General features: G+C 58.6%; 23 protein-coding genes and 6 pseudogenes. 14 read left to right on the forward strand and 15 right to left on the reverse strand.

Translation table 11 applies throughout. The features are described from left to right. Positions 1 to 70 precede the first annotated feature (70 nt). Positions 71 to 703, forward strand: coding sequence for a class I SAM-dependent methyltransferase (locus P3T42_RS12520; RefSeq protein ID WP_429306211.1), 633 nt, complete (start codon positions 71 to 73; stop codon positions 701 to 703). 210 nt (positions 704 to 913) lie between these two features. On the opposite strand, the gene P3T42_RS12525 is transcribed toward P3T42_RS12520, so the two are convergent. Further along, positions 914 to 1840 (reverse strand): LysR family transcriptional regulator, encoded by a 927-nt coding sequence (locus P3T42_RS12525; protein WP_429306212.1) that lies wholly within the window; start codon positions 1838 to 1840, stop codon positions 914 to 916. A 27-nt stretch (positions 1841 to 1867) separates the two neighbouring features. Here P3T42_RS12525 and P3T42_RS12530 point away from each other — a divergent pair, with 27 nt between their 5' ends. Continuing rightward, entirely contained in the window at positions 1868 to 2107 is a 240-nt protein-coding gene (locus P3T42_RS12530; protein WP_429306213.1) for an HNH endonuclease, read from the forward strand. 110 nt (positions 2108 to 2217) lie between these two features. Here P3T42_RS12530 and P3T42_RS12535 read toward each other — a convergent pair whose 3' ends face one another. Next, entirely contained in the window at positions 2218 to 2601 is a 384-nt protein-coding gene (locus tag P3T42_RS12535; protein ID WP_074294992.1) for a cupin domain-containing protein, read from the reverse strand. Between the two features lie 196 nt (positions 2602 to 2797). On the opposite strand from P3T42_RS12535, the gene P3T42_RS12540 reads away from it, so the two are divergent. After that, positions 2798 to 3682, forward strand: a complete 885-nt coding sequence (locus P3T42_RS12540; protein ID WP_429306305.1) for a LysR family transcriptional regulator — start codon at positions 2798 to 2800, stop codon at positions 3680 to 3682. 420 nt (positions 3683 to 4102) lie between these two features. On the opposite strand, the pseudogene P3T42_RS12545 reads toward P3T42_RS12540, so the two are convergent. Next, positions 4103 to 6004 (reverse strand): annotated as a pseudogene (locus P3T42_RS12545) (bifunctional transcriptional regulator/glucokinase); the annotation flags it as partial. A 185-nt stretch (positions 6005 to 6189) separates the two neighbouring features. Between P3T42_RS12545 and P3T42_RS12550 the strand changes: the two are divergent. The 4 genes and pseudogenes from P3T42_RS12550 to P3T42_RS12565 form a co-directional block, all read left to right on the forward strand. After that, a pseudogene (locus P3T42_RS12550) lies at positions 6190 to 6476 on the forward strand (IS3 family transposase); the annotation flags it as partial. 1141 nt (positions 6477 to 7617) lie between these two features. Continuing rightward, on the forward strand, positions 7618 to 8748 hold the full coding sequence (locus P3T42_RS12555) for a porin (protein WP_074294990.1): 1131 nt from the start codon (positions 7618 to 7620) through the stop codon (positions 8746 to 8748). A 65-nt stretch (positions 8749 to 8813) separates the two neighbouring features. Beyond that, positions 8814 to 9164, forward strand: a complete 351-nt coding sequence (locus P3T42_RS12560; RefSeq protein WP_074294988.1) for a BON domain-containing protein — start codon at positions 8814 to 8816, stop codon at positions 9162 to 9164. A gap of 248 nt (positions 9165 to 9412) precedes the next feature. Continuing rightward, entirely contained in the window at positions 9413 to 9931 is a 519-nt protein-coding gene (locus tag P3T42_RS12565) for a tetratricopeptide repeat protein (protein WP_429306214.1), read from the forward strand. A gap of 208 nt (positions 9932 to 10139) precedes the next feature. On the opposite strand, the gene P3T42_RS12570 is transcribed toward P3T42_RS12565, so the two are convergent. The 3 genes from P3T42_RS12570 to P3T42_RS12580 form a co-directional block, all read right to left on the reverse strand. Then, on the reverse strand, positions 10140 to 10334 hold the full coding sequence (locus P3T42_RS12570; protein WP_429306215.1) for a hypothetical protein: 195 nt from the start codon (positions 10332 to 10334) through the stop codon (positions 10140 to 10142). Positions 10335 to 10399: 65 nt separating this feature from the next. Then, the gene (locus P3T42_RS12575) at positions 10400 to 10771 is read right to left on the reverse strand and encodes a VOC family protein (protein WP_074294986.1); all 372 of its coding nucleotides are present in this window, start codon (positions 10769 to 10771) and stop codon (positions 10400 to 10402) included. Between the two features lie 227 nt (positions 10772 to 10998). Then, entirely contained in the window at positions 10999 to 11883 is an 885-nt protein-coding gene (locus tag P3T42_RS12580; RefSeq protein ID WP_429306216.1) for a LysR family transcriptional regulator, read from the reverse strand. A 199-nt stretch (positions 11884 to 12082) separates the two neighbouring features. Here P3T42_RS12580 and P3T42_RS12585 point away from each other — a divergent pair, with 199 nt between their 5' ends. Beyond that, positions 12083 to 12499 (forward strand): ester cyclase, encoded by a 417-nt coding sequence (locus tag P3T42_RS12585; RefSeq protein ID WP_429306217.1) that lies wholly within the window; start codon positions 12083 to 12085, stop codon positions 12497 to 12499. Positions 12500 to 12585: 86 nt separating this feature from the next. On the opposite strand, the gene P3T42_RS12590 is transcribed toward P3T42_RS12585, so the two are convergent. Beyond that, positions 12586 to 13428, reverse strand: a complete 843-nt coding sequence (locus P3T42_RS12590) for an SDR family oxidoreductase (RefSeq protein WP_429306218.1) — start codon at positions 13426 to 13428, stop codon at positions 12586 to 12588. Positions 13429 to 13838: 410 nt separating this feature from the next. Between P3T42_RS12590 and P3T42_RS12595 the strand changes: the two are divergent. Then, positions 13839 to 14180: pseudogene (locus P3T42_RS12595) on the forward strand (AraC family transcriptional regulator); the annotation flags it as partial. Between the two features lie 66 nt (positions 14181 to 14246). Further along, the gene (locus tag P3T42_RS12600; protein WP_429306306.1) at positions 14247 to 14549 is read left to right on the forward strand and encodes a helix-turn-helix domain-containing protein; all 303 of its coding nucleotides are present in this window, start codon (positions 14247 to 14249) and stop codon (positions 14547 to 14549) included. A 123-nt stretch (positions 14550 to 14672) separates the two neighbouring features. Here the strand turns inward: P3T42_RS12600 and P3T42_RS12605 are convergent, their stop codons facing one another. Both P3T42_RS12605 and P3T42_RS12610 read right to left on the reverse strand, forming a co-directional pair. Continuing rightward, positions 14673 to 15185: a GNAT family N-acetyltransferase gene (locus tag P3T42_RS12605; protein WP_429306219.1), complete on the reverse strand. Its 513-nt coding sequence runs from the start codon at positions 15183 to 15185 to the stop codon at positions 14673 to 14675. 248 nt (positions 15186 to 15433) lie between these two features. After that, complete coding sequence (locus P3T42_RS12610; protein ID WP_429306220.1) at positions 15434 to 16156, reverse strand: nitroreductase; 723 nt, start codon at positions 16154 to 16156, stop codon at positions 15434 to 15436. Between the two features lie 186 nt (positions 16157 to 16342). On the opposite strand from P3T42_RS12610, the pseudogene P3T42_RS12615 reads away from it, so the two are divergent. The 4 genes and pseudogenes from P3T42_RS12615 to P3T42_RS12630 all read left to right on the forward strand — a co-directional run. After that, positions 16343 to 16517 (forward strand): annotated as a pseudogene (locus P3T42_RS12615) (IS5/IS1182 family transposase); the annotation flags it as partial. A 14-nt stretch (positions 16518 to 16531) separates the two neighbouring features. Then, positions 16532 to 16672: pseudogene (locus P3T42_RS12620) on the forward strand (nucleotidyltransferase family protein); the annotation flags it as partial. After that, positions 16633 to 17100: pseudogene (locus P3T42_RS12625) on the forward strand (nucleotidyltransferase family protein). The pseudogenes P3T42_RS12620 and P3T42_RS12625, both read left to right, overlap by 40 nt. Positions 17101 to 17362: 262 nt before the next feature. Further along, entirely contained in the window at positions 17363 to 18004 is a 642-nt protein-coding gene (locus P3T42_RS12630; RefSeq protein WP_429306221.1) for a DUF2268 domain-containing putative Zn-dependent protease, read from the forward strand. 144 nt (positions 18005 to 18148) lie between these two features. Here P3T42_RS12630 and P3T42_RS12635 read toward each other — a convergent pair whose 3' ends face one another. The 6 genes from P3T42_RS12635 to P3T42_RS12660 form a co-directional block, all read right to left on the reverse strand. Next, positions 18149 to 18721 carry a GNAT family N-acetyltransferase gene (locus P3T42_RS12635; RefSeq protein ID WP_429306222.1) on the reverse strand — a complete coding sequence of 191 codons (573 nt, stop codon included), beginning with the start codon at positions 18719 to 18721 and terminating at the stop codon, positions 18149 to 18151. Between the two features lie 69 nt (positions 18722 to 18790). Beyond that, positions 18791 to 19357 (reverse strand): hypothetical protein, encoded by a 567-nt coding sequence (locus P3T42_RS12640; protein WP_429306223.1) that lies wholly within the window; start codon positions 19355 to 19357, stop codon positions 18791 to 18793. A gap of 316 nt (positions 19358 to 19673) precedes the next feature. Next, a complete protein-coding gene (locus P3T42_RS12645; protein ID WP_429306224.1) occupies positions 19674 to 20099 on the reverse strand; it encodes a GNAT family N-acetyltransferase in 426 nt (141 codons plus the stop codon). Between the two features lie 200 nt (positions 20100 to 20299). Continuing rightward, on the reverse strand, positions 20300 to 20473 hold the full coding sequence (locus P3T42_RS12650; protein WP_429306225.1) for a hypothetical protein: 174 nt from the start codon (positions 20471 to 20473) through the stop codon (positions 20300 to 20302). Positions 20474 to 20534: 61 nt separating this feature from the next. Beyond that, positions 20535 to 20999 carry an outer membrane protein assembly factor BamE gene (locus tag P3T42_RS12655; RefSeq protein ID WP_429306226.1) on the reverse strand — a complete coding sequence of 155 codons (465 nt, stop codon included), beginning with the start codon at positions 20997 to 20999 and terminating at the stop codon, positions 20535 to 20537. A 45-nt stretch (positions 21000 to 21044) separates the two neighbouring features. Next, the gene (locus P3T42_RS12660; RefSeq protein WP_429306307.1) at positions 21045 to 24611 is read right to left on the reverse strand and encodes a YadA family autotransporter adhesin; all 3567 of its coding nucleotides are present in this window, start codon (positions 24609 to 24611) and stop codon (positions 21045 to 21047) included. Between the last annotated feature and the right edge of the window lie 3 nt (positions 24612 to 24614).

Below are 24614 nucleotides of genomic sequence, written 5' to 3' on the forward strand. Positions count from 1 at the left end.
GCGAATGAGCCGTGGGCCGATGCCTTGCACGTCATACGCTCGTCGAATTCTCTACCGTGAAGGACATCCCATGTACGACCAATCCAAGCTGGCGGAGTTGATCCGTTTCTCACGCGTCGATGCGGGCGCCACCGTCATCGACGTTTACCCGGGCGACGGCGACTGGACCCGTCTCTTTTCAGACGTCGTGGGACCCGAAGGACGGGTCTACAGCTTCGTGCCGGCCGAAGTCGCCCACTTCAAGAACGATCCGGTCGGCCTCATGCGGACGCTTGCGAAGGAGCCGGGCCGAGAGAACGTCGAAGTCGTTTCCGCGGACCTCTTAGCGATGCCGCAGGCCACTCGACCGGCTGATGTCCTGTGGCTGCACCTGTTCTACCACGACCTCCACACTGCGCTTATGCAGGCCAAAGGCGCGACGGCGGCGGAGTTCAATCGAGCCGTCTACGAGCGACTGAAGTCCGGTGGGTACTATGTCATCGTCGATCACGCCACCGCCGCCGGGGTGGGCATGAGCAACGCCCAGTCGCTGCATCGGATTGACCCTGCGTCCGTGCGCGAGGAAGTGGAAGCGGCAGGCTTCGTACTGGACGCGGAAAGCACCGTTCTCGCCAACAAGAACGATCCGCACTCGGGCAAGGTGTTTGACCCCTCGATCAAGGGTAAGACCGATCGCTTCGCCTATCGGTTTGTGAAGCCCTAACGAGTCCAGCCGCCCACTTAATGTCGAGCTCGCCACTGGGTGCAAACAACTTGATGCGATCCGCAGGTTCCACGCGCCGAATTCGTGAGTAGGACAGGTCGTACGGACGTCACTTGCATCGTCGGGGCGTTGAATGGCCAAGACGGGCTTTGCGGTCTACCTTCTGGCTCGCGAGGTCGAATGACTTTCGGTTAAGGCCGCGGCCTAGCGCTAGAGTTTTGCGGGTGCAGGCGACTCTCTTGCGCTCGACCAGTCTTTCAGATGCTCAACGAGCCAGCGGCCAGCTGGACCAGGAGGCGCTGCGGCTGGGTAGACGGCAGAAATGGTCAGCATGGCGCCGGCGCGCGGGACACCATCGACGTCAAGGGCGACCAGGTCACCGGAGGCAATGTCTTTCTCCACCATGTGAAGAGGCATCCCTCCCCAGCCGACACAGTCCTTGAGCAACGCATATTTCGTGGACAGATCGGCCAGGCGCCAGGTCGTAGACGATAGGACCCCGTAGTCGCGGCCAGCGAGCAGCTGTGAACGATCGGTCAAGACCAGTTGCACGTGCTTAGAGAGTTCCTTCTTGGGGATATGGCCCTCGAAGTTTGCAAGCGGGTGGCCACGCGCAGCAACCATCACCAACGGGACGGTGCCGAGGCGGTCGACAGCCAGCGACGGGAAGTCGATTGGGAGTGAGGCGAGGATTCCCAACGTGCAGCGCCCCTCCAGTACCGGCTGATACCCAGCACCCAAACCCTCCACGAAGATCCGTAACGGCGTCAACGGGAAGCGCTTGGTGAACGCTCTGGCTGCCTCGCTGATGGCGGCAGTGGGAAAGAAGACATCGAACACCACGGAGAGCTCGGCCTCGACCCCCGAGGCCATGAGCTTTGCCCGAGCTTTGAGAGTGTCAACACCCGACACGATGGCCCGCGCATCCGCAAGAAGGAGCACGCCTTCAGGCGTTAGTTTTGGGAAACGCCCTGACCTGTCGAATAGTGTGATGCCGATCTGCTCCTCCAAAGCACTCACCCAGCCGCTGACTGCGGACTGCACGCGGTTCAAGCGTCGAGCCGCCGCGGAGAAGCTTCCTTCGTCCACCGCGGCGATGAATGTTCTAAGCTGGTCGAGGGATACGCCGTCGAGCATACAAGCCTTTATCTATCTCTGAGAGGGATGTCTCGCATCGCAATATACCGGCTTCTCAGAGTGGGTGGAGGCACTGCACGGGGCCAGAAAGAGTTTCGCGAGGCCTTGCTGGACGCCTACGCCGGTCGTTGCGCCATCACCCAATGCGACGCAACGGCCGTGCTCGAGGCCGCCCACATTACCCCCTACGCTGGGGAGCACACGCACCGGCGCGTCAACGCGCTGCATGTCCCGCTTCGCACACCGCCGATTCATTTCGAAAATTGAGTGTCGCTGGCTACGGCACATGCCGACCCTCAACGGCCAGTCCGAGCAATGTCGCTCAATGTCCGAACCTGGAAGGTTAGCCGCCGTGTGAAGAGATGAACTCAGCGTGATCAACGCAATTGTTCGTCAATTGTCCTCGTCAGCGGCGATTCCACGTCGCCCGTGTGTTTCGTCTGCATGGGCTCGATCAGCACGATCCAGCATTCCTCATCGGCGACCGGGTTGTGCCGCGTACCGCGCGGCACAACATGCATCGAACCTGCAGGCAAATCGACAACGCGGCCGCCTTCGTATTCGATCTTCAGATGCCCGCGCACGACAAAGAACAATTCGTCCTCATGCGCGTGGTCGTGCCACACGAGTTGGCCGCGCACTTTTGCGATCTTCACGTATTGATCGTTGACCTGCGCGACGACTTTGGGCGACCAATAGTCGGACACGTCGCCAAACGCGGATTCGAGGTCGAATGATTCGGCGAAGGGGTAAACAGCCATGATTATCTCCAGGTCGGAATGACGGGTGCGGCGAGCAGCATGCTACGAAGCCCCGGGGCGGCCGCGAACAGAACAAGCAGCAGAATCGGGGGGATCGTTTCGCATCCGGGTGAACGAGACTAGCACTGTACGGATCGCCGACGCATCGTCAAAGGCAATAATGTTGATGCAATCCATTACGAGACATAATGTGTCGATGACACGAAACCTCGATCTCGATCTGATCCGCACCTTCGTCGCCGTAGTCGATAGCGGCAGCATGACTGTCGCCGCAAATCTTCTGCACATGACGCAGGGCGCCGTCAGCCAGCAGGTGAAACGCCTCGAAGACGTGCTGGACTGTCTTCTATTCGTGCGCAAGACGCGCAAGCTGGAACTGTCGCATCAAGGCGAGCAGTTTCTCGTCAAGGCGCGCCAACTGCTGCGGCTGAACGACGAAATCTGGGCCGATATGACCGGCCAGCCGCTGCGCGGCCGCCTGCGCGTCGGCGTGCCCTACGATCTCGTAACGCCGCTTGCGCCCGCGATGAAAGCATTCGCCGAAGCCTATCCGCACGTGGAGATTTCATTGGTGTGCGCAGCGTCGCCTGAATTGAACGAGGCGGTGAATAGCGGTCGCGTGGACGTGTCGCTGGTCGAATACGTCGGGAGCGAAGCCGAAGGCGAAGTTATTCGCGTCGAACCGCTGGTGTGGGTGAAGGGACGCGGCAGCGATGCGTGGCAGAAGCGGCCGCTGCCACTGTCGATGGTAGACGAACGTTGCGCGTTCCGTCCGGTGGTGCTCGGCGCGCTCGCGAACGAGGGAATTGCGTGGCGCACGGTGTTCGAGAGCGGCAAAAGCCGCCCCATAGGGGGTACTCAGGATTCTCCGGAACGGTCACACGCACCAGCCGAATTTGGCCAGAACGAGCAACGCGGGTACCCCCTCGCGGTCAGTGACTTGCGCCGACGGACGACGGTGCGCCCGATTGCGACCCCGTGCTGTCGCTGCCGCCGTAAGCCGTGTTCGCATTGCGGTCGGCGCCTTGACGTTCAGCCCGTTCAGCCCAGACTTTTTGTACCTGCTGACCTTGTGGCGTAGCGCCCCAGTCATACCCGACCGGTCCAGCGGGACCGGTTCCGCCGCCACCGCTCCCGCCCGCTGCGAAAGCAGGGGCCGCGATGGCGGTCGAAGCCGCGATCAGGACAGCGGCGATGAATTTGGTATTCATGACGTACCTCCAATAGAGAGTTTCGGCTTTGCCAAGAGGCTGCAGAAGGAACCACAACTTCGCGTTACAGCAACATGGCAGTCAGTGTATACCCTTACTATTGGATTTTTATGTTGATAATTTGAATATACAATTATTCGAACAACAACAATCTTGGGAAACCCCTCCGGACGGGGGACTCACTGGGGCGCAATCGGCTCCTAAGGCGCGCGATGGGTGGGCCATGCCCGTTCCAGCCCCACGTCTTGTTTCACGCCATTCTGCAAGACCGACTTCTTACGGGAACCCGTCGCGGCACCAGCCCCCCCATGACTAAGCCAATCGAGCGCAGCAGTGACATCATCATCCGCACTACCGCGCAACCTGGCGATAGCCTCAGCCACATCTTCGCCGGGCACAGCGCGCCGAATAGCCACGCCAACGGCAAGAATATCAATCATGACCAGATGCAGGATCCGCGAAATCATGGAAAGCTGGGACTCACGAATCTCAATATGATCCTTCCCCAGCGCCACCGTAGCGCGTTTAGCCAACGGAGTATTGCTAGACGTAATAGCAATCACCTGCGCTCCAGCCTGCATCGCCACGTCCAGCACACGCAGCAACTCCGGCGCACACCCTGACCTCGACACGGCAACAATCACATCGCCCACCCCAAGCAGCGCGGCCGACGCAGCCTGCATGTAGGGGTCGCCATAAGCAATCGTAGGGATCCCAAAGCGGAAGAACTTGTAGTGCGCATCCTGCACGATGACATTCGAATTGCCGAGCCCGTAGAATTCAATCCGGCGAGCGTCGTTCAACAGTTCGATCGCCCGCTCGACATGCTCGAAGTTCAAATGCTCACGCAATTGCAGAATCGCCGAGATCGTGTTGTCGAGCACCTTCGCGCCAAAGTCCGTCGCCATGTCGCCCGGGTGCACCTGGCTGTGACTCACCGGAATCGTCCCGGTCAACCCGGTCGCCAGCTTCAGCTTGAAATCGGACAATCTCGGCCAGCCCAGCGAGCGGCAAAAACGGATCACCGTCGACGTGCCTACTTCGGCCTTGCGTGCAATGTCGATGATCGGATCGTTGATGATCGATCGCGGATGATTCAACGCCAGATCCGCCACGCGCCGCTCTGCCGACGTCAACGCGTCACGCATCTGACGGATGCGTTCGAACACCGCCGTCGAATTCCCGCCCGCGCGATTCGACAACTGCTCCGCCAGAATCGCCGAGACGCCAAGCAACGCGGGATACTCGGCGGTGATCACGTAGGTCGGCACGTTCTTCAGATACGACTCGAAGCGGCCTTTCGCTTCGAAGCGCTCGCGGAACGACGAACGCTCAAGGAACTCGCCCAGCCGCGGCACCACGCCGCCGCCAATGTAGATGCCGCCCAGCGACCCCAGCGTCACCGCAATGTTGCCGGCGAAGGTGCCGAGGATGCTGCAGAACACCTCAACCGATTCCGCCGCCAGCGGCTCGCCATCGAGCGCGCGCTTGACCACGTCGGACGTGTCGAAGGTTACGCATTTTTTGTCGCGCGCTGCCAGCGCCCGATAAATGACTTCGATGCCTGAGCCTGCTGACACGCGCTCAAACGATACATGCGACCACTTGTTGCGCGCATATTGCAGCACCAGATCTTCGCGCTCGTCGGCCGGTGCGAAGGTGGTGTGGCCGCCTTCACTGTCCAGGGCAATCCAGCGGTCGGCGGCGGGGATCAGGCCGCCGACGCCGAGACCCGTGCCAGGGTTCAGCAGCCCGATCACGCTGTTAGGCCGCCGTGCGCCGCCGCCCACCTGCACGCGTTGCGAATCCGTCAGGCCCGGCAATGCCATCGCCAGCGCCGTGAAGTCGTTGACGACCAGCAACGTGCCGAAGCCCAGCGCGCGGCGCGTCGCCTCGATCGAAAAGGTCCAGTCGGGGTTGGTCATGCTGATCCGGTCGCCGTCGACCGGGTTTGCAATTGCAATCGCCCCGTGATTCACGCGGCCAATCTGCATGTCTTTCAGGTACTTCCTGATGACTTCGGCGATCCCCGGATAGTCGGCGCAGGGATATTCCTGCACCTGAACAATCTCCCCCGGTCCTGTCTCCAGCGCAAAGCGCGCGTTGGTGTCGCCGATCTCGCCTAGCAGCCTCGGTCCGTCGACGTGCTGGCCTGCACTCGGCACAGCGTTACTTTTCACACCAGTAGACATCGAGTCTCACTCCGTTGTCATTTGCCAGCGTTGAGATGGCATTTTTTCCACCCGGGGCGAGCCGGACATTGCTGGGGTGGTCAAACGAGACGAAGTCGATAGCGTCGAGTGCGAGGGCGTAACCACGTCGGAACGCGATCGACTCAAGAAGCCGATCTGCAAGGTATTGAAGATTTCCCCAACAGGGTTTGCGCGGCGTGATTCACGGCAACCGAGTAAGCACAACCATCCCCGAAGTTCCGGCCCCACGTCCGCTGGACCGAGTCAACCGTCAGTTCACGGCTGACGGGCCGAACCAGTTGTGAGTTGCGGATTTCACGTACCTCTAGACGTGGGAGGGCAGCCTCTGTGTGGCGTTCGTGATCAACGCGTTTGCCCGACCCATCGTCGGCTGGCGTGCCGGCCCTTCGATGACCAGGGGCTTCGTTGTGTTGTGGACGCTACTGAACAGGCCCGTTCCGCTCGCCGGCCGATGCAACCGCTCGGCTTTATGCCGCCCGCGGAAACTGGAGCAAACACTAATACCAGCAACGCAGCAATATCTCTGCTGCACGGGTATTGTCTTACACCAATCAGCCTCCAGGATTATCGGGTTGCGGTTTAACTGAAATTCTCAATTTCAATTTTCGCATGTAATGTCGCTTTCGGCCTGGTTGTTAACCAACCGCGCACAATCATGAAACGCAACTCGAAATGTGCATCGCGACGCATCTACGCGCATGCTACAGCAAATCGACCACCACTTATATTACCGGCCTGTCGCATGATTTTACTTGTTCGCATGCAATCGTCCCTGGTCGCGCGAACTCTTGCATAAAACATATAAAGATGCGTGATTTTTTAATCTATTTTTGCCAACAACAATAACAATCTTTGGCGGCACGCCTGGCGAACCGTGCCCCTTTTCCCAGGAAACCCTAACCCCTTTGTACATAGGCTTCCACGCCGCTTGCCGCCGGACGGTAGACGCTGAGTTGCATCGAACTGCGGCCCGAAATGTGGTTAACGGTATAGCGACGCCTAAATATGAGCATCAGAAAATTAAAACATTATTTATATTTCCAGTTTATTACTGAAATTTACATGACCATGCACTATCGCCGTCATCCGCATAAATACCTTCACTGACAATCCATCAGCCGCATAAATCTCCTGGTAAATGTCTATCGCGCCACGCGCTACTCTCATCGATTTTGAGTGTCAATAGTGACAATCCTTGGCTCTACACCCAGGTAACTTTAATTCCCTTGTTATACGAGGCTCTAGAACTTCACGACGATCCGCTTACACGGATCAATATTGCAATTTCGCCACACCAGTCCATCTGATATCGATTTTTTTGTCCGACTCTCGGGTATTCTCTCAACCAGTCAGTAGGCAAAGTACGAAAAGAAAGTTATTTGAAAGTAGTTTGACTACGCAAACAGGGGCGATGGCGGCCGACGAGCGATCCACGTGACGCAAAGATAGCCTCAGGCCACATGGTCACGACAACACATCCCGGTCGGTCTAACTGCCTCCCTGGTATGAGATGTCTGTTCAGGCGCCCGTGGTGCCCGAACACCATTAGTAGTACTTCTGGTTTTTCTTTTTAACAGGATATGGAGGAGACGATGAAAAAAGCTTTACTCGCCGCTGCGCTGATGTCAGCTGGCGTCATTGCGCACGCTCAAAGCAGCGTGACGCTGTTCGGCCGCCTGGATGCGGGTGTTGAATACATGAGTGGAATACCTAGCACGACTGGGTCGGGCTCCACGTCTCGCGTAAAACTGGAAAGCGGTGACTGGGGTACCAGCCTCTGGGGTATGAAGGGCGTGGAAGACCTGGGCGGTGGCTTGTCCACCGTGTTCCACCTGGAAGGTTCTTTCAGCACAGCGACGGGTGCCCTACCCGGCGGCGGCGAACTCTTCAATCGTTATGCATTGGTTGGGCTCTCGGACACCACGTACGGTACCCTGACCTTGGGTCGCGAGCTGACCCTTGATGGCGAGGACCTTTGGGCATATGACCCGTTCGCCCAGTCCTCGTGGTCGTCAGCATCGCTGGTACGTGGCCGCAACTGGCAGGCCTCGAGCAACAACATCAATTACGACTCGCAAACCTTCGGCGGCTTCGCAGCGCGCGTCCAGTACTCACTGGGTAACACCACGAACTTTAACAATGGCGCTACGGGCAACGGCGGTCAATTTAACAATGAAGGCCGTTCAGACGCTGTGGAACTCAAGTACAACAACAGTCTTGTCCAGCTTCGCGCTGTCTATGACGAAGTCCGCAATGTGAACGGCGGCCTTGGCGACGCAACGGACGGTGTATGGGCTTCCTCACGCGAATATATGGCTGGCGGCAACCTGATCCTAGGGCCATTCACGCTGAACGCCATGTATGACGGCTTGCGTAGCTCGGGGGTGAACGGCGCCGCGACTGGCGTTGCGACGACAGCAAACCAGGAATACGGCGGTGTGACCTGGCATGCTACGCCGGCCGCGCAGTTGATTGCCGCCGTGTACCACGTCAATGCGAACAATGGCGCAGGGAACGCAACCATGTACACGATTGGCGGTTCGTACAACCTCTCCAAGCGCACTTTGCTTGACATCCAGGTCGCTAGCGTGCGTAACAGCAGCAATGCTACCTTCAGCCTCGAGGCCAACCTGCCGAGCACTCCGGGAAACCCGCAAGCGGACAACCCGCTTCCGGGCCACAGCCAGACTGGCGTGTACGCAGGTATCGAACACTCGTTCTAATCGAACAGTGTCAATTTAAGACCCGAGAGGAACCACGACGAACCATGATAATAGGAGAGACATAAATGAAAGCATCCCAGGCAATCAAGGCCATCAGTGGCGCGCTCATCGTAATGGCTTCGCTCAACGCGTATGCGCAAAGCAGCGATGCGACGGCTGCACCCGCCACGACAGCTGCCCCGAGCGCCAAGGCAACCAGGGCGGCCAACCGCGCTCTGCAACGCAAGGTGCTTAAGGCACTGGCCAGGGCGAAGGGCTTGACCGCTGACAACATCACAGTCCGTGCACGCGACGGTGCAGTGACGTTGGAAGGTCGGGTGAGTGAGCAAGCGCAAAGCGACATAGCTACGCAAACCGCTCAAGGAGTAGCGGGCGTGACGTCCGTGAAGAATGCACTGGAGATCCGTGCACAGTAGTGCTTACCAGACCGGGCACAACCCTGCATGGCAGAGGGTTGTGCCCGCTTCAGTTCCAGACGGGTTTGCTTCGACCGCCCCGCCCTCACGTCGATCCGCGAAACTGCGCCGCCCCGGGAATCGAAGTAGTGGCCGCCACACTAGCGCAACAATCACTAGCAGCGGCATCGCAGCTATTTTTTCACGCCACGGAGATATAAGATACAGTCGCCAAATACGCTACAGTGCGAACCAATGAGAGATCAGGATTGAAAGACACCTTCGAAGAACGCCTGACGCGAGCGATGAACCTTCGTGCATCTGGTGAATATGAGGCGGTCCTCGCCCTCATGATTGAATTGGCCGGCGAAAGACCCGAGAGCGCCTTTGTGCAGTATCAAGCAGCCGCCATTCACGATCGATTAGGGCTCGAAAAGGCAGCAGTGCCTTACTACGAAAAAGCCCTGGCACTCGGCTTGAGCGACCCGGAGGACGAAGCCAACGCCTATCTGGGGCTCGGTAGCACGTATCGCACACTTGGGGACTACGAAAATGCGAGACGGGTGCTGATGTGCGGTCGTGGCAAATTTCCGTCACATCGATCCTTCGACGTCTTCCTCGCAATGACGCTGCACAATGTGGGCGAGCACACGGAGGCAATGAGACTTCTCCTGCTGCTTATCGCGGATACCAGCGGCGACGCAGAAGTGGTCGCTTACAAGAGAGCGATCGCATTTTATGCGGAAAACATCGATCGAATCTGGCCGGGCGACGACGATAGCGATTAGACCCCTCCTCCAAGATCTCATCGAAGGACTCTTCATGGCCGAACACCGTCTCATGCAATTCCAGATCTAGTTCCAACGGCTTCACGGTCGCAGTCGAATGATAGGAGCTGCGAGGTCTGAGTTGTCTACGACAACCGTCGCCGCGCTTTCGGCCGACACTCATCCAGATAGAGCTTCTGTCCTTCAACGATCTCCGTTTCAGTCTCGCTTACGTTTTATCGCTTCCGAACCGAGACATCAGGTAACCACCGAGGATCAGGGCGGCCCCTATCGCGATTGCCGCGCCGCAGACTCTTTCGAATCCATCGCCGTGGATCGCCACGATCGCGGCGGATATCACCATGAGACCCGCTGCGACCGGCATTAAGCTAGCAGCCTGCGATACATCAGCTTTTCCAGTCATATACCTTCCCTTGTAGAGGCTGCTACCGCGCGGGACGGACGAGTCACTTGAGACCAGTGCGTCATCTAATCAGCTTGGGAAAGTTGAAAGACGTTTCCCTCGGGGTCTTCTCCGTCGCACATCAATTGCGCGAAGCCATCGTAGCGTTTCAAGTCACGCATCCGGACACCCCTACTCAACAGTTTCTCGCGCAACTCCGATAGCCCTGACTCCACCGAAAAGACAATTTTTGCGTTCGAAGTGTTGGGGTGATGTGGTCGTTCGCGATAGGGCTCGCCAACTCTGTGGAAAGCAATCTCAATCTCACCGGCTTTCAGCACAGCCCATTCGCTTTCGATTTCTTCGGTGACCGGAAACCCGAAATGGGTCTGATAGAACGACTTCAGCAACTCGACATCACGGACGTAAAGTATCAACCTGGACATGGAAACCGGCATTGGACTCTCCCCGAATATGCTGAGATTGACGACTCTTCCGGATTGTCGTTGATTTTGATGGAGCAGTCGACGGGCCGTGCGTGGTCGAACTGAGCCCGATGACGACCGTCTCAGTTCGACCCATCAGAGACCTTCAGTTTTCCCGAAAGCGGTCATTGCCACCATCGCTCGCTCGACAGGGTGTGGCGCCGATGGCATTTGGACAACCCTGAGGAACTATCACTTCGCTAAGCTCCGAAGTGCTCCCGCGCAAAATCCAGAAAGCTCCTCAACTTGGGCGTCACGCGGCGATCACGCGCATATAGAACATGTAATGGCCGCGAAGGCGCCTGATAGTCCGGAAGCACCACAACCAGACTGCGCCGATCGAGTTCGCCCTTCACCAGTTCCACGGGTTGAAGCATGACCCCGACGCCCGCCACGGCGGCCGCCAGCAGCACCTCACCATGGTCTCCCATGAACCGCCCCGAGACCTGCACAGCGACGCGGCCGTCAGGGCCATCAAACGTCCACTCCGATCGTAGTTCCGTATGCGTAAAGCCAAGACACTCATGGTGCTCGAGATCAGCGGGAACTGTTATGCGCGGGTTTGCAGCAAGATACGACGGCGAGGCGCAGAGCACTAACCGGTATGGAGCCAGTGGCTGAGCAATCAGGCCGCTATCCCCCAGTTCGCCAATCCTGAACACGGCGTCATAACCCTCGTCAATCAGATCGACAGCTCGATTCGACAGAGTCACGTCAACTGCGACCTGCTGAAACGCCTTAATGTACTCCGGCAACTTAGGCGCCAAGGTGTGCATGCCGAAGCTCACGGGCGCATTTATCTTCAGACGGCCCGTCGGCACTGAACGGGTCTCGGCCACGAGGCTTTCGGCCGCCTCGACTTCCGCGAGGATGATCTTGGCGCGTTCGTAATAAGCCCGGCCGATATCCGTCGGGCTTTGCCTGCGCGTCGTTCTGTTCAGCAAACGCACGCCAAGACTCTGTTCCAACACCTGGACGTGTTTTCCGACCAGTTGTGGCGACATCTGAAGCGCATCCCCAGCCGCCGAGAACGAACCCAATTCCACTGCTTTCGTGAAAACGCTGATACCTGTGAGGCGGTCCATTCGAAACGTCCTGTTGTGAATGTCCAAATATATCACGCATTTATCTCAATGGATTTGCAGTCTAGACTTGTTGCAGTTGTCGTAAGCGGGCTGAACCCGGCACGTACGCGACCTACCGCAACTTGCTCCGCCTCTCGTTTGGCGGCGCGCGCAAACGACGCCGTTGCCGGCGGCCACGCTCACTTACAAGGTTCAAACCATGTCCGCCGAATCGAACAAACTGTTGATGTCCCGCTTTGTTGAATTCATCAATACAGCCAGCGAGGCGCTTGCCGAAGAGCTTGTTGATGCCGATGCAATCTTCCACGCCCCCGTCAGCCCGGATCCTTTCATTGGACCGCGCGGGTACATGGAAATCCTCGGCATGATGCGCTCTGGTTTCCCCGACATTCAATGGACGCTCGAAGAAATGATCGCGGAAAACGATACGGTTGCTGCACGTTTTATCATGCGCGGTGCTCACCAATCCACCTTCTTTGGCGTGCCCGCAAGCGGAAAGAAGATCGAGGTTCAGGCGGTGAACTTCTATCGCTTTTTCAACGGAAAAATTGTCGAAGAACGCGGGCAACCTGACCTGTTGGCCCTCTTGCAGCAAATCGGCGCGGTTCCAGCCTGAGCGGAAGATAGTCGCGCCTGCCGCTCGCCCCTGGTCGGATGCATCAAAGGCCAGGGTGCCGAACCCTTGTCCGGCGGCGCCCGTCTTTATTCTGTGTCGTGTGAAAGAGATGAAGACAGCTCGCGGTGGGCATTCGCCTGAGCGAGCAAGGTGTTCGCCTTGGATTCAAAAGCCTCAACTGCATCCGCGCCAGCGGCGAAGCGAGCGGGCGGCTCTTCCTGTGCGGTCAACTCCACTAGCGCGGCGGCAAGTTTGCCCGGATCGCCACCCTGCTTGCCGTTCATGCCTTTCCATGCAGTCACGGTCTCCTGAGTGCGGGCCGCATAGTCATCAATGGAGAGTTCGGCGTAGGTCGTTGAGTCTGCGCTGAGGAGATCTGTTCGGAAGAAACCAGGTTCCACCAGCATGGTGCGAATGCCAAAGGGAGCAATTTCCTGGGCAAGCGACTCTGTCCATCCTTCTATGCCAAACTTTGCAGCGGCATATGCACTGCAAAACACGCCAGCAGTAATGCCAGCCGTCGATGAGATTGTGACTAACAGGCCCGAGTGCTGCCTGCGCATCACCGGCAATACAGCCCGGGCAACATTCATCGGGCCGAACAGAAGCGTTTCGAGCTGACTACGCACTTGGGCGGGGCTAAGCTCCTCGAAGAAACCCCCATAGAAGTTGCCCGCGTTGTTGACCAGCACGTCAATGCGACCAAACCTCTGGACGGTAGTTGCGACGGCGGCCTCGGCATCCGCGGGGCTGGTCACGTCCAGCTGGACGACCAGAAGATTATCGTGATCGCCGACGGCGTTCCTGACCTTTTCAGGATTGCGGCCGGTCGCCACAACATTGTGGCCGGCCGCCAATGCTGCCTTGGCGATATCCACGCCCATGCCGCGGCCGGCGCCGGTAATCAGCCACACTTTCTTGCTATTCATACGTGGGTCCTCTCTGTTCTTGATGCCCCAAAATTCGAGCATCGGATATGAACTAACTGGCTTCAGTGTCGCGCGATTGGCACCGGGGAGGTTGCCGAAAGCGCCGAACATCTTGCCTAAACTGATGAAGCGCGCTTAAAGCCACGCGAATGGTCTTCTACCGGAGTAAAGTGTTTCCGTCGTCCTGGCATTAGAGATTGCGCATGAAATACCGAGGTTCCGAGCAAATGAGTACGACTACCACACGCACGCACGGCCTCGCGCGAGCCATCGCCCGCTTTGCCCAGTCTGACGGCGACTACGCCACAGCCATACCAACCCTTTCCCTTCACCGCCGGAAGGGGCCAACCGAGCCGTTGCACTGCATCTTTAGCCTCGGGCTGGGCGTCGTTGCCTAGGGCCATAAGCAGGCATTGGTAGGAAAAGAGGTGGTGAACTACGGGCCCGGCCAGTCGATGCTGGCAAGCGTCGACCTGCCTGTGATTTCGCACGTCACCCGCGCGGGTATTGAGGAACCGATGCTGGGTCTGATGCTGACACTAGACAGCCGTGATATCGTGAAGACAGCTACGGAAATGCAGTTGCCGGCTCCGCCTCGAACGCCAGCTTTCACGCCCATCACGATCGAAACTCTTGACGATGCCCTGATCGGCGTCCTGATCCGGCTGATCGAATTGCTGGACCAACCGGCATTGGCTCCGCAATTGGCGCCGCTCTTTCAGCAGGAAATCATCGTGCGGCTTCTCGCTGGCCCCCACAGTCCGCAGTTACAGCACCTTGCAGCCAACGGATCGCCGAGCCAACAGATCGCCAGGGCCGTGACATGGCTCAAGCAGAATTTCTCGAAGGGACTCCAGGTGGATGACCTGGCCGCGCACGCGCACATGAGTCCTTCGACGTTCCGTCAGCATTTCCGCAACATCACCGGAACAAGTCCTCTGCAATACCAGAAGCAGCTGCGCCTGCGGGAGGCGCGGCAGATGATGCTCAACCTTGGCATCGACGCGGGTAGTGCCGCGATCCAGGTGGGCTACGAGAGCGCCTCGCAGTTCAGTCGCGAGTACAGCCGTCTGTTCGGCGCGCCTCCGCAGCAAGACGTGAGGCGACTGCGGCTGTCGTGACGCGCACGTTCACGACCGGCAGGAAGCGATTGTTGACGATCCAGGTCACGGGGCCGAACGGCTGCTTGTGGCCGAACGCGGTCTGACATGCTCCTGCGCCCATAGACCGGATTTTATAGTTGCTCAGTCAAGGGGGTCGGCAGCACGTCCTAGCTCAACAAGCTCAAGATTGAATTCCTCCAACCTCCAAGATCTAACAACGACAAATCCGAACGCCACATAGAGTGCGATAGCAGGACTATTTCGTGCCCCGGTCGAAACCGTGAGTGGTTCCGCACCGACTTCCGCCAGAAGAGTCGACATTAAGGCGCTCGCAACGCCTCTTCGCTGATAGCTCGGGCTCACCGTCATAGACGAGATGCAGGCCGGAGCCTGATCATTGGTCGCCGCTATGCTCGCAACGCCCACCATGGCATCGTCAATCCATGCTCCGAAGAAACGATCCTCCGAGCGGAGGATATCTGCCACGTTCCGATCTAGTGGCGGAAAACGCTCGACGCCAAGCAACGCGGCTTCTTGTCGATAGGCTGCATGCTGTACCGCAAGAATCGCCTCAGCAACGTGAGGATTTCGATGATCAAGAATAGTGGTATGGATCGGGCGCATGTTGATACGGGAGGTCTCACGGTTAGGCATCGTCTCATGCGACTGAGTACAAATTGCCTTGAAGATATGTCGACGATCCCGGCCCCTCTTGCGAACGGCCGAAACTGGCCGAACTGAGCCCGATGGTGGCCGGCACAGTTCGACCCTGAAGCTACGACTGCACATATCGAGACCGGACACTCAAATGACGTCTCGAAGGTATCTCGGCGTTAAGGGGGCATTTCCACCTGCCTTCGCTCTAACCGGCCAGATGCCGGGTCGCTTGAGGGAGTCGTTGTCTACACGGAGATCCATCTGACAGAATCCTCGAGCGGCGCGCGATTCGTTCGATATGAATTGGCAGGATGCGCTTCATCGGCATACCCGAAGGAAATTGCACACACCATCTTTCGGTCCTCACCCAAGCTCAATTCTCGTCGGACGACCGTCGCATACGACGACAGTGCAGCCTGGGGAATTGTCGCTACACCGCTGGCATGCGCGGCAAGCAGAAAATTGCTGACGTAACATCCACAGTCGATTGCGCCGTAGACCCCTAAAGCCTCGTCCGTGGTGACAATTGCGACATGCGGAGCGCCAAACAATCGAAAGTTCTCCAGTGTCTGTCGAGTGTAGGCGGCCTTATCACCTCGCTCAATTCCCAACGCACTGTAGAGTTGAAATCCGCTCTCGCGTCGTCGGTCTAGATAGACACCGCGGTATTCGCGCGGAAATACAAAGTCGGGTTCCTGCGGCTCTTCGCTTGACGCATGTTCGTATAGTATGCGCTTGAGTCGCTCAGTACCCTTACCCTCCGTGATCGTGACATGCCATGACTGACTGTTGCACCACGAGGCCGTCCGTTGAGCTGAAGCGAGAATTTTCTCAATGACATCTCGGGACACTGGCTCCGACCGAAATGCCCGACAACTATATCTCTCATCGAGAAGTCGTCGCACTACTTCCAGATCATGACTGTCGCGTGCGCGGGCCGGTAGTTCTTCTGGTCCAGAGGAATACATGGAGACTCCCGATTCTGTTGGAATTGCATCGATGGACTCGTGATTGTCGACGATTCGCGACGGTATGTCGAAGGGCCGTTTATGGCCGACCTCTGCCTGACGCGGCCGGCTCAGTTCGACCCAGCTTGTGTGAAAACGCACGCTGATCGTCTAAACTGAAGTAACGCATTCAGATCGGGCGGCCACATGAAGCGATTCGTTGAAGGAGAAGACCGTACGCAGGCTGTCCTGCTGCCCGAGTATCTCGAAGACTATGTCTCCGATGACAATCCGGTGCGCGTAGTCGACGTCTTTGTCGATGAGCTTGATCTCCGTGATCTCGGCTTCGACGGAACCGCGCCCGCAGCAACGGGGTGGCCCTTGTGCGAGGAAAGTATGAGTGCTGCCTTGGAGCATCATCTCATCCAAGTTATACAAAAGAATCGGTGGAACCAGCTAATTCTGAGTCGAGCAGCACAACTTGGCCTTGAGGATTGGTGGCTAACCGCCGGCTGCATTGCGCAGTCCGTCTGGAATTTCGCTTGCGAACGGGATTTCACTCCGGCATTCGGGATTACGACCTGTTCTACTACGATCCGGATACGTCTTGGGATGCGGAAAACGACGTCATTTGCAAAGCGAGGCAAATATTTTCTGACGTCCCTGTCGAAGTACAGGTCCGCAACCAAGCCCGTGTCCCATTGTGGTACGAGCAGAAGTTTGGAATCCCGTTTGGCCTCGTGACCCGAGCTTCGGATGGCATAGATCGATTTCCATGTGCCACTGTTGCGATCGGTGTCAAGCGCCTGAATGAGAACTTTGAAGTCTATTAACCGTTTGGCCTGAAGGCCCTGTTCGAAGGTGATCTCAAGCCTAATCGGGTACTTCCTATAGCGGGTGTGTACGCCGAAAAAACTGGGCGCTGGAAGCGCGAGTGGCCGCATCTTCACGTAGAGCCGTGGTAGGACGGCGACCCGCAATAGATGAACCGGACTCGGTTCGCTGCGACTGTGACCAGCCCGTGCCGCAGGTCGATTGTTGACGATGTAGACGGTGGCGTCGAATGTCGCCTCCTGGCCGAACCCGGTCCGACGCTGAACATCCGTACTCGACCCACAAGGGACCTTCGGCTTTCCCCATAGCGCTCACTCGCCAAAGATATTTGGCAATCGCTAGAATATCCCGCAACTCCACAGAGAGAGAAAACACAATACTATGGCTTGCGAATTGCATATCCTGGACGCTCAAGGTCGACTCCCTGCGTTGCATGACCAGCTTGGCGAACTGTTTCGGCTCGCCGTAGCCGAAGTCGAATCTTATCTGCCTATCGATAGGGTGGATTGCTCCGTTTACTATGACCCGGAGGCCACCATTCCGGAGGTCGGGATCGGCGCATACACGGAAAGCCCATTTCGTATCTCGCTTGCGCTTGACCCTGAGAACCCAGCATTTCACCGCAATTTGGCGATTGAATTTGTCTCGGCGTTTGCTCACGAGTGTCATCATGCGGTTCGCATGCAAGGTGTGGGATATGGCAGCGCGGTTGGTGAAGCCTTGGTCTCTGAAGGATTGGCGTGTCATTTCGAGTCCCATTTCCGGGGCGGAGCGGCGCCGTTTTACGCTCGGGCGTTGGCAGCAACTGAACTGGCGCGAGTGGCTCGTCTCGCAGCGGATCGTTGGGGCGAAACGCCCCATGATCAAGGTCTTTGGTTTTTTGGCAAGGACGCAAATCTGCTTCCGCTTTTCGCCGGCTATAGCATCGGTTACAGCATTGTCGGGCGAGGAATCGACCAACTGGGGCAGTCGGCTGCGCAGCTTGTGAATGAGTCTGCCGAATCGTTTCGTCCACTGCTTGCCGAGTTGGCTTGACGACCGCTTACACACACGTCTCGACCTTTTACAGGAACGAGCGAAAGAACTCGTGAATTGACAGTTGCCAAAGCAGCGGTTATCGATGATCTAGCGGTCCAATATGACCGACAGAAAGTGGCCGAACTGGGTCCGACAGTCTTTTCAGTCGTCTAGCACAATGCGATAGCGAAGAGTTTCAGCGAATCCATAGGCGGCCGTTTTTTTGAACCGTTCGACCAGGACACCACTGCATGCTGCGATTACCCGCTGTGAGGCTATATTTTCAGGATCAACCGTTAGCTCGACGTAGGACAAGCCTTGTAGCCTCGCTTCGCCCAGCATCAAATTGAGCGCCTGCTTGGCGTAGCCGTTGCCTCTCTTCCACGGCACGACTGAGAAGCCGATATGCCCGAGTACATACGGAGGTAATTCGGCAGTTCCAGCCTGCCAACGAAATCCGATTGCACCGCTAACATCGCCGTCCCAAATCCATCGAACAATGCTCGGCAGACGGGCGACGGTCGATCCGTCTGGCAAAGGAATCGGGCCGCCCGATGCGGTCGGATCATCCAGGCTGTTGACAAATGCCTCCGCGTTTAATTCGATAGCGTGCAACTGTTCGCGCGCAGCGACCTTCTTCCGAACATTGTCAGGGGACCATCCCGCCTCAAGGGCAGAAACGTAGCTTGGTAGCAATGCAGTCGTAGGCCTCAAGAGTTCAATTTCGGTCATCATTTTGTTCGTGTCATGAGCAATGATTGTCAACAGTCTAAGCGATGGCCTCGAGTGCCTCAAAATGGCCGGCTACTGACTCCTGCCATGAGATCGAAGAACTATGGAAAGCCCTTGGACGCGAGAACGCAGCGCCTCTACGAGCGTCGCGACAACGGCATGATTAATTGGCGCGGTGGTTTTGAAATCAATGACAGTACCGGTTTTTCCCGTCGAGCCGATCATCACCGCAGGGCCGGAAGGTGCTCCATAGCTATAACTCTGCGACCAAACCTCGCCATCTCTCATGCTGGTGAACTTCAATGATCGGCACGCAAAGTTGGCGACCGCCGGGCCTAGGGAACCGTGTTCGCCCCAAACTAACTCGCGAAGAATCGCGTCAAATGCCGGACTTGAAGGAAGACATGGATAGAAGCCGGTAAGTGCCCGTTCGGCATGTGCGAGCGTGTCGCCCTTATCCGGCGTCAATCTCATTCCCCGGCCCGTGTCGGTGAGCTTTCCTTCAGCGTCATTGAGTTCGAGAGCAATGCTTAAATTCGGCGTATAGCTATATTCGACAACGCATAGGGCGAGCAGCTGTGCACATACATCCGCTGGTGAAAGCTGCCGAGAAAGCTGAAGGAGTTCTTTGTGGTCCATTGTTCTCTCTCAATTGCGGGACGCCATTGATTTTCGGCGATCTGGGCTACCGTGTCGACGGTCCGCTGTTAGCCGACGTTGTGTGAAAACGCGCGCTGAATGCAACACGCTAAAAATTCGACCCTTCAGATCGCGCTGCATCGGCCTGGGCAGCAACTTGGGAAGGGTAAAGCGACGCCCGAAAGCGGTGCACCGAGTCCTACAACGGACAGCTCAGATCGCCCCGTTTGCCGTTCGACCTGGCGCAAAGCTGGACCTTCGGACCGCCGTTCAGGACGTTGCACGCAGAGCTTGAGAACCGCGCCGAGGGTACGTCCTATTGATGCCTGTCATCGAGCCTTTTATGCAGGTAGTGCCGCTCATGTTTGCCGCTGAACTCATCAAGTCGGCCAAACTCGCTATAGCCGAGCTTTTGATAAAAACCGAGCGCCTGAAAACTGAACGTATCGAGAAAGGCGTGCTTGCAGCCACGCTGACGGGCCTCGCTCTCTGCGGAATTCAGTAGTCGCGATGCATGTCCCGCGTTACGATGCGCCTCGCTGACCCATACGACGTGGACTTCGAGATATTGCCAGTAGGTATCAGCTAGCAAGCCGCCGATGATAGTACCGTCCGCGTCGCGTGCAAACACGCGCAACAACTTGAAGTCTTTTACGGCAAACGCGGCATTGTAGGCGCGGAGTTGCGATACGACGAAAGCATCATCGTCTTCATTCTGCACGTCGGTAACTTCGATTTTCATGATTGATTGGTGCGATACCCGGAGAGCGAAGAGTAGCAAAGTGACCTTGCACCGCGCAAACCGGTCTCTGGATTGTCGACGAACCACGCAAGATCGTCGAAAGGCGGCTCCTCGCCGAAGCTCGCCGCCGCGCTAATCGGCAGCACTCGCCTGATCCGGGCGCAACGCCGCGTTGCAATACCGCGTGCGCAGCGGCGTCCCTATTGGATATTCCCGCTCCAGTTCGGCCCCATCACCAACATAGCTTTCTTGACCTCTTGGGGCGTCAACTGTGCCTTCGGCAGGCTCTGTCCCAGCGCCTTTCGCGCATCGAACGGTGGCGGATAACCCGTACCTTGACGTTCCGGTACTTCGGCGACGTTAATCTTAGGCATGTGAGGCTCCGTATAGGCGGTCGGGACCCAGCAGGCGGGACCCGACATAAGCCTTCGCGGATCAAGGCTCAACCGGCTTCGGCGTTCCCCCTGCTGTCAAAAGAAACGCTGCGCATGAAGGGTCACGCCAGTACGTGTCGCTCACTTTCATCTGCTTGTCGAATCGCACCTGATACTGGCAAGCAACGATCTTCCCATCCCGGCGAAAATCGAACAGGTAGTTCCAGACGTGCCCGCCCACGAACCATTCGTGAAAATGAGGCGGTCCGAGCAGATCGAACATCTGGTCCTTCGTGAGTCCTGGCCCCACGTTGCGCAGGCTATTCAGGTTGACGAAGGTACCACCCGCCTGCGTCGCGGATTGAGGATCCGGAAACTTCGGCGGACCATCGGCAACGCAGCCCGCGATCAGTGAAAGTAACGTGATAGACAGCGCAAGATTCCATTGCATTTTCATGTTTGCATCTCTCATCGAACAGGCAGCCGCGCGCGAGACGGGCCGCAGCAAGAAGCGGAATGGCGTCACCCATGGTTATCGGAACGACGCCCATCGGGAGTTTCGTTCCACCGGCTACCACTGGTAGCCTGCACCCACGACCGCGCCATAGTAGCCTTGCGTATTGGTCGAGACCGCAGCCTTATAGATCCAGTGATTGTTATCCGAGATTGTAGAAATTCCGACCGCCTGCCCTGATTGGCCTCGATAGACGCTGCCGGCGACCGATACCATGCTTCTTCCCGGCCCCGAGGGTTGCGGCAACCCTGCGACCGCCATCGCAGTCGCGATTCCCCCGTCCGCGTCACGCTTCAACTGTTGAATCTGATTATCCGTATATGCGTTTGCCTGCGCGACGGCGCCCCCTAACTGCTGCACGTTGACGGCATCGGTGGGCGCAGTACCGGCGGCGACATTGGTGACCTGCCGCGGCGAATCGGCTGACCCTACCGACACCACGTTACTGCGACCCTCGTCGTTACTACCGGCGCCGATGGCCACGGAACTGGATCCTGTCGACGTCGCGCCCTGACCGAGGGCCGTCGAGCCGTTGGCGGTTGCCTGCGAGTTGTTGCCTACAGCCGTGCTACTGGTTCCCGAAGCAACGGCCCCCTGTCCGCCCGCCGCCGAATTGGATCCCGTTGACGCAGGCGGCGTCGTTGTCCCCGAGGTGGACGGAAAACCACCACCGCCGCCGTTCTCGTTGTTGATCAGCGTGGTCAACTGCTGCTGGACTGCCTGGAGCTGACTCACGTTGACTGCGTCGGTCCCGACACTCCCCGCCGCAACCCCTGTGATCTGCCGGTTGCCGATATTGACCTCCCCTGCTGAGGACTGCGGGCTGCTCAGACCATAAGCAATGTAGTTCGACAATGCCCCGACCGTCGTCACCGACCCGGCTCCCAGCGCGACACTGTTCGCATAGGTCGCGGAAGCGCCGGCGCCTAGCGCTACTGCGCCGGTGGCACTGCTTTGCGCACCAGAACCCAGCGCGACACCGCCCACCGCCGTGACGCTGGCATTCGCGCCCTGCGCGACAGACTGGGCGCCACTTGCGTTAGCACCGCTGCCCAGCGCGATCGCATCGGCCTGATTCGAACTCGCCGCCTCGCCGATCGCGACACCACCTGGCGCGTTCGAATTGACAATGGCGCCATTGCCAATACCCACGCCACTGTCGCCATTGACCACCGTGGTCGGTCCAACGGCAATCGACTGGCTGCCTACGGCCAGCGAGTCTGCTGCGGTTGAGTTGGCGTGAAAGTACTCGGTGGACGTGACTGCGAACGAGGACAACGCGCCGGCAAGTTGCCGGACAGTGACCGCGTCCTGCTGCTGCGTCCCGTCCGCGACATTGGTCAACTGGCGATACGCGTTTGTGGTTCCAAACGACACCGCGCCCAGCAGCGTCTCATCGGTGGTGTTATAGGGGATCACGTAACTACTACCCGTCGCAAGCGAACCTGACGCGGGAACAATCGCGCGGCTAGACACGGACCCTGAACCTATGGCAATCGCGCCCGCGACGGAAGCCGTAGCCTGCGCTCCCAGTGCCATCGCATTGTCAGCCGTCGCCTGCGCACCGTTGCCTGCCGCAAAGCTGGCTGTGCCACTTGCCACCGCCTCAGGCCCAACCGCGATGCTGTTAGTACCCGTTGCCTGACTATCCGCTTCTGTGGAGTCAGCATGGAAGTACTCGATGCCCGCACCGTTGTTAATGTTAGTGAGGGAGTTCTCGACGTTAGTAAGGCCAGTGTTCAACCCGCCAAGCGCAGCACCGACGTTGTTGTAGGTGTTGCCTTGCACGGTGTAGCTCGGTGCCGAGACGCCGCTGCCCGGCGTGTATGTCGAACCTCCGCCCAATGCCGAAGCGACCGTGGTCCCGGTCGCGTTGCCCGCGCTTGCCACAGAAAACAGTTGCGAGCCGTTGACCGCGTCGGTCGACGTCGCTGACAAGACACCCGCTGCGACGTTCTGGAGCTGCCGTTCCGATCCGGCCGCGCCGATCGACACGACAGAAGTGGGCGCGGTTGCCTCGGCCGTACCGCCCGTCATGTCGAACGTCCCGGTATGCGGTGCCGCGGTTGTAGACCCAGCGCCCAGAGCAACATCGTTCGCATTGCTGGCTTGCGCCCCATTGCCGATTGCCACTGAAGACGCTCCGGTAGAGACCGCAACCGGACCGACTGCGACGCTATTGGTACCGGTCGCCGTCGAATCCGCAAGCGTCGAGTTCGCATGGAAGTACTCGATCCCACCGCCAGTCAGTGAGTTATTGATGCTTTCCAGCGCACTGCCCACGTTGGTGTAGGTATTGCCGTCGATCGTATAGCTTGGCGCACTGATCGCTCCGGTCGAACTGTTGTAGGTCGCTCCGCCGCCCAGTGCGCTTGCCGTCGCGCTGCCCAGGTTGTTGACACCGGTTGCAACGGAGAACAGTTGCGATCCGTTGATCGCGTCGGTGCTGCTCGACGAGATCACGCCTGCCGCCACGTTCTGAATCTGGCGCTCGTTGCCCGCGCTACCTACCGAGACGACTCCGGAGGCGGTCTTCGCCACGCCCGCTGCGGTACCGCCATACAGTGCAGTGGTACCCGTGTCGGCAGCCGCCGTGCTCGAGCCTGCTCCCAGCGCCACGTCGTTTGCATTGGTCGCCACAGCGTTTGAGCCTAACGCCACGCCGTCGCCGGCCAGCGCGCGAGCCGTGTCGCCCAGTGCAACACCGCCGGCGGCCGCGGCGGTGGAACTGTTGCCCAGTGCCACCGAGCCCTGGCCCGTCGCGGCATTGAGATTACCCAACGCAATCGCACCCTGCCCGTTGGCCGTGTTGTCGGCACCCATCGCGACCGCGCCGTTGCCCGCGGCCGTGTTCGGATCGCCAATGGCCACTGCACCGTTGCCGCTTGCTGTCTGGCCTTCGCCGAGCGCCACCGCTCCTGTGCCGCTCGTGACCTGCGAGTTGTAGCCGCCCGCAATCGAGCCCGTGCCCGCTGCCGCGGCCACCGTGTTGCTGTAGCCCAGAGCGACGGTCGAGGCGGCAAGTGCCTGCGAATCTGCACCTATCGCCGTCGCCTCCGCCGCCGAGGCGATTGCCTGACCGCCGACGGCGGTTGTACCGGTGCTGCTGGCCGTCGCCGATCCTCCCAGTGCCGCGCTTTGTGCGCCGGACGCGGTCGCGTTGATGCCCAAAGCCGTGGAGTTATTGGCAGTTGCGTGGGTCCCAGGACCCAGTGCGACCGCGGACGTGCCGCTTGCCGTCGCCAGATCGCCCAGGGCGATGCCAAACAGGCTGGACGATACGGCGGACACGCCCATGGCAATAGAACTGGTTCCGCTGGCCGTCGACGTAGTCCCGAATGCCTGTGCGGATGTCCCGCTGGCGAGACTGTTAAAGCCAATGGCGGTCGCCTCTTCGCCAGTTGCCTGCGTACCCGAGCCAGGGACACCGGCGGTGCCGCCCACCCCGATGGCTACCGCACCGGTACCGGACGCGCCGCTGTTGACGCCTATCGAAACGGCGGATGCGCCACTGGCTGAGGCGCCTGAACCCAGCGCTACCCCGGCAGCGGCGGTAGTGGTCGTAATCGCCGCATAGCCAATAGCAACTGAATATTCGCCTGCTGCGGTCGACTGCGTGCTCAACGC

This window comes from Paraburkholderia sp. GAS38 (assembly GCF_050434965.1).
GTDB classification, from domain to species: Bacteria; Pseudomonadota; Gammaproteobacteria; order Burkholderiales; family Burkholderiaceae; genus Paraburkholderia; species Paraburkholderia phenazinium_A.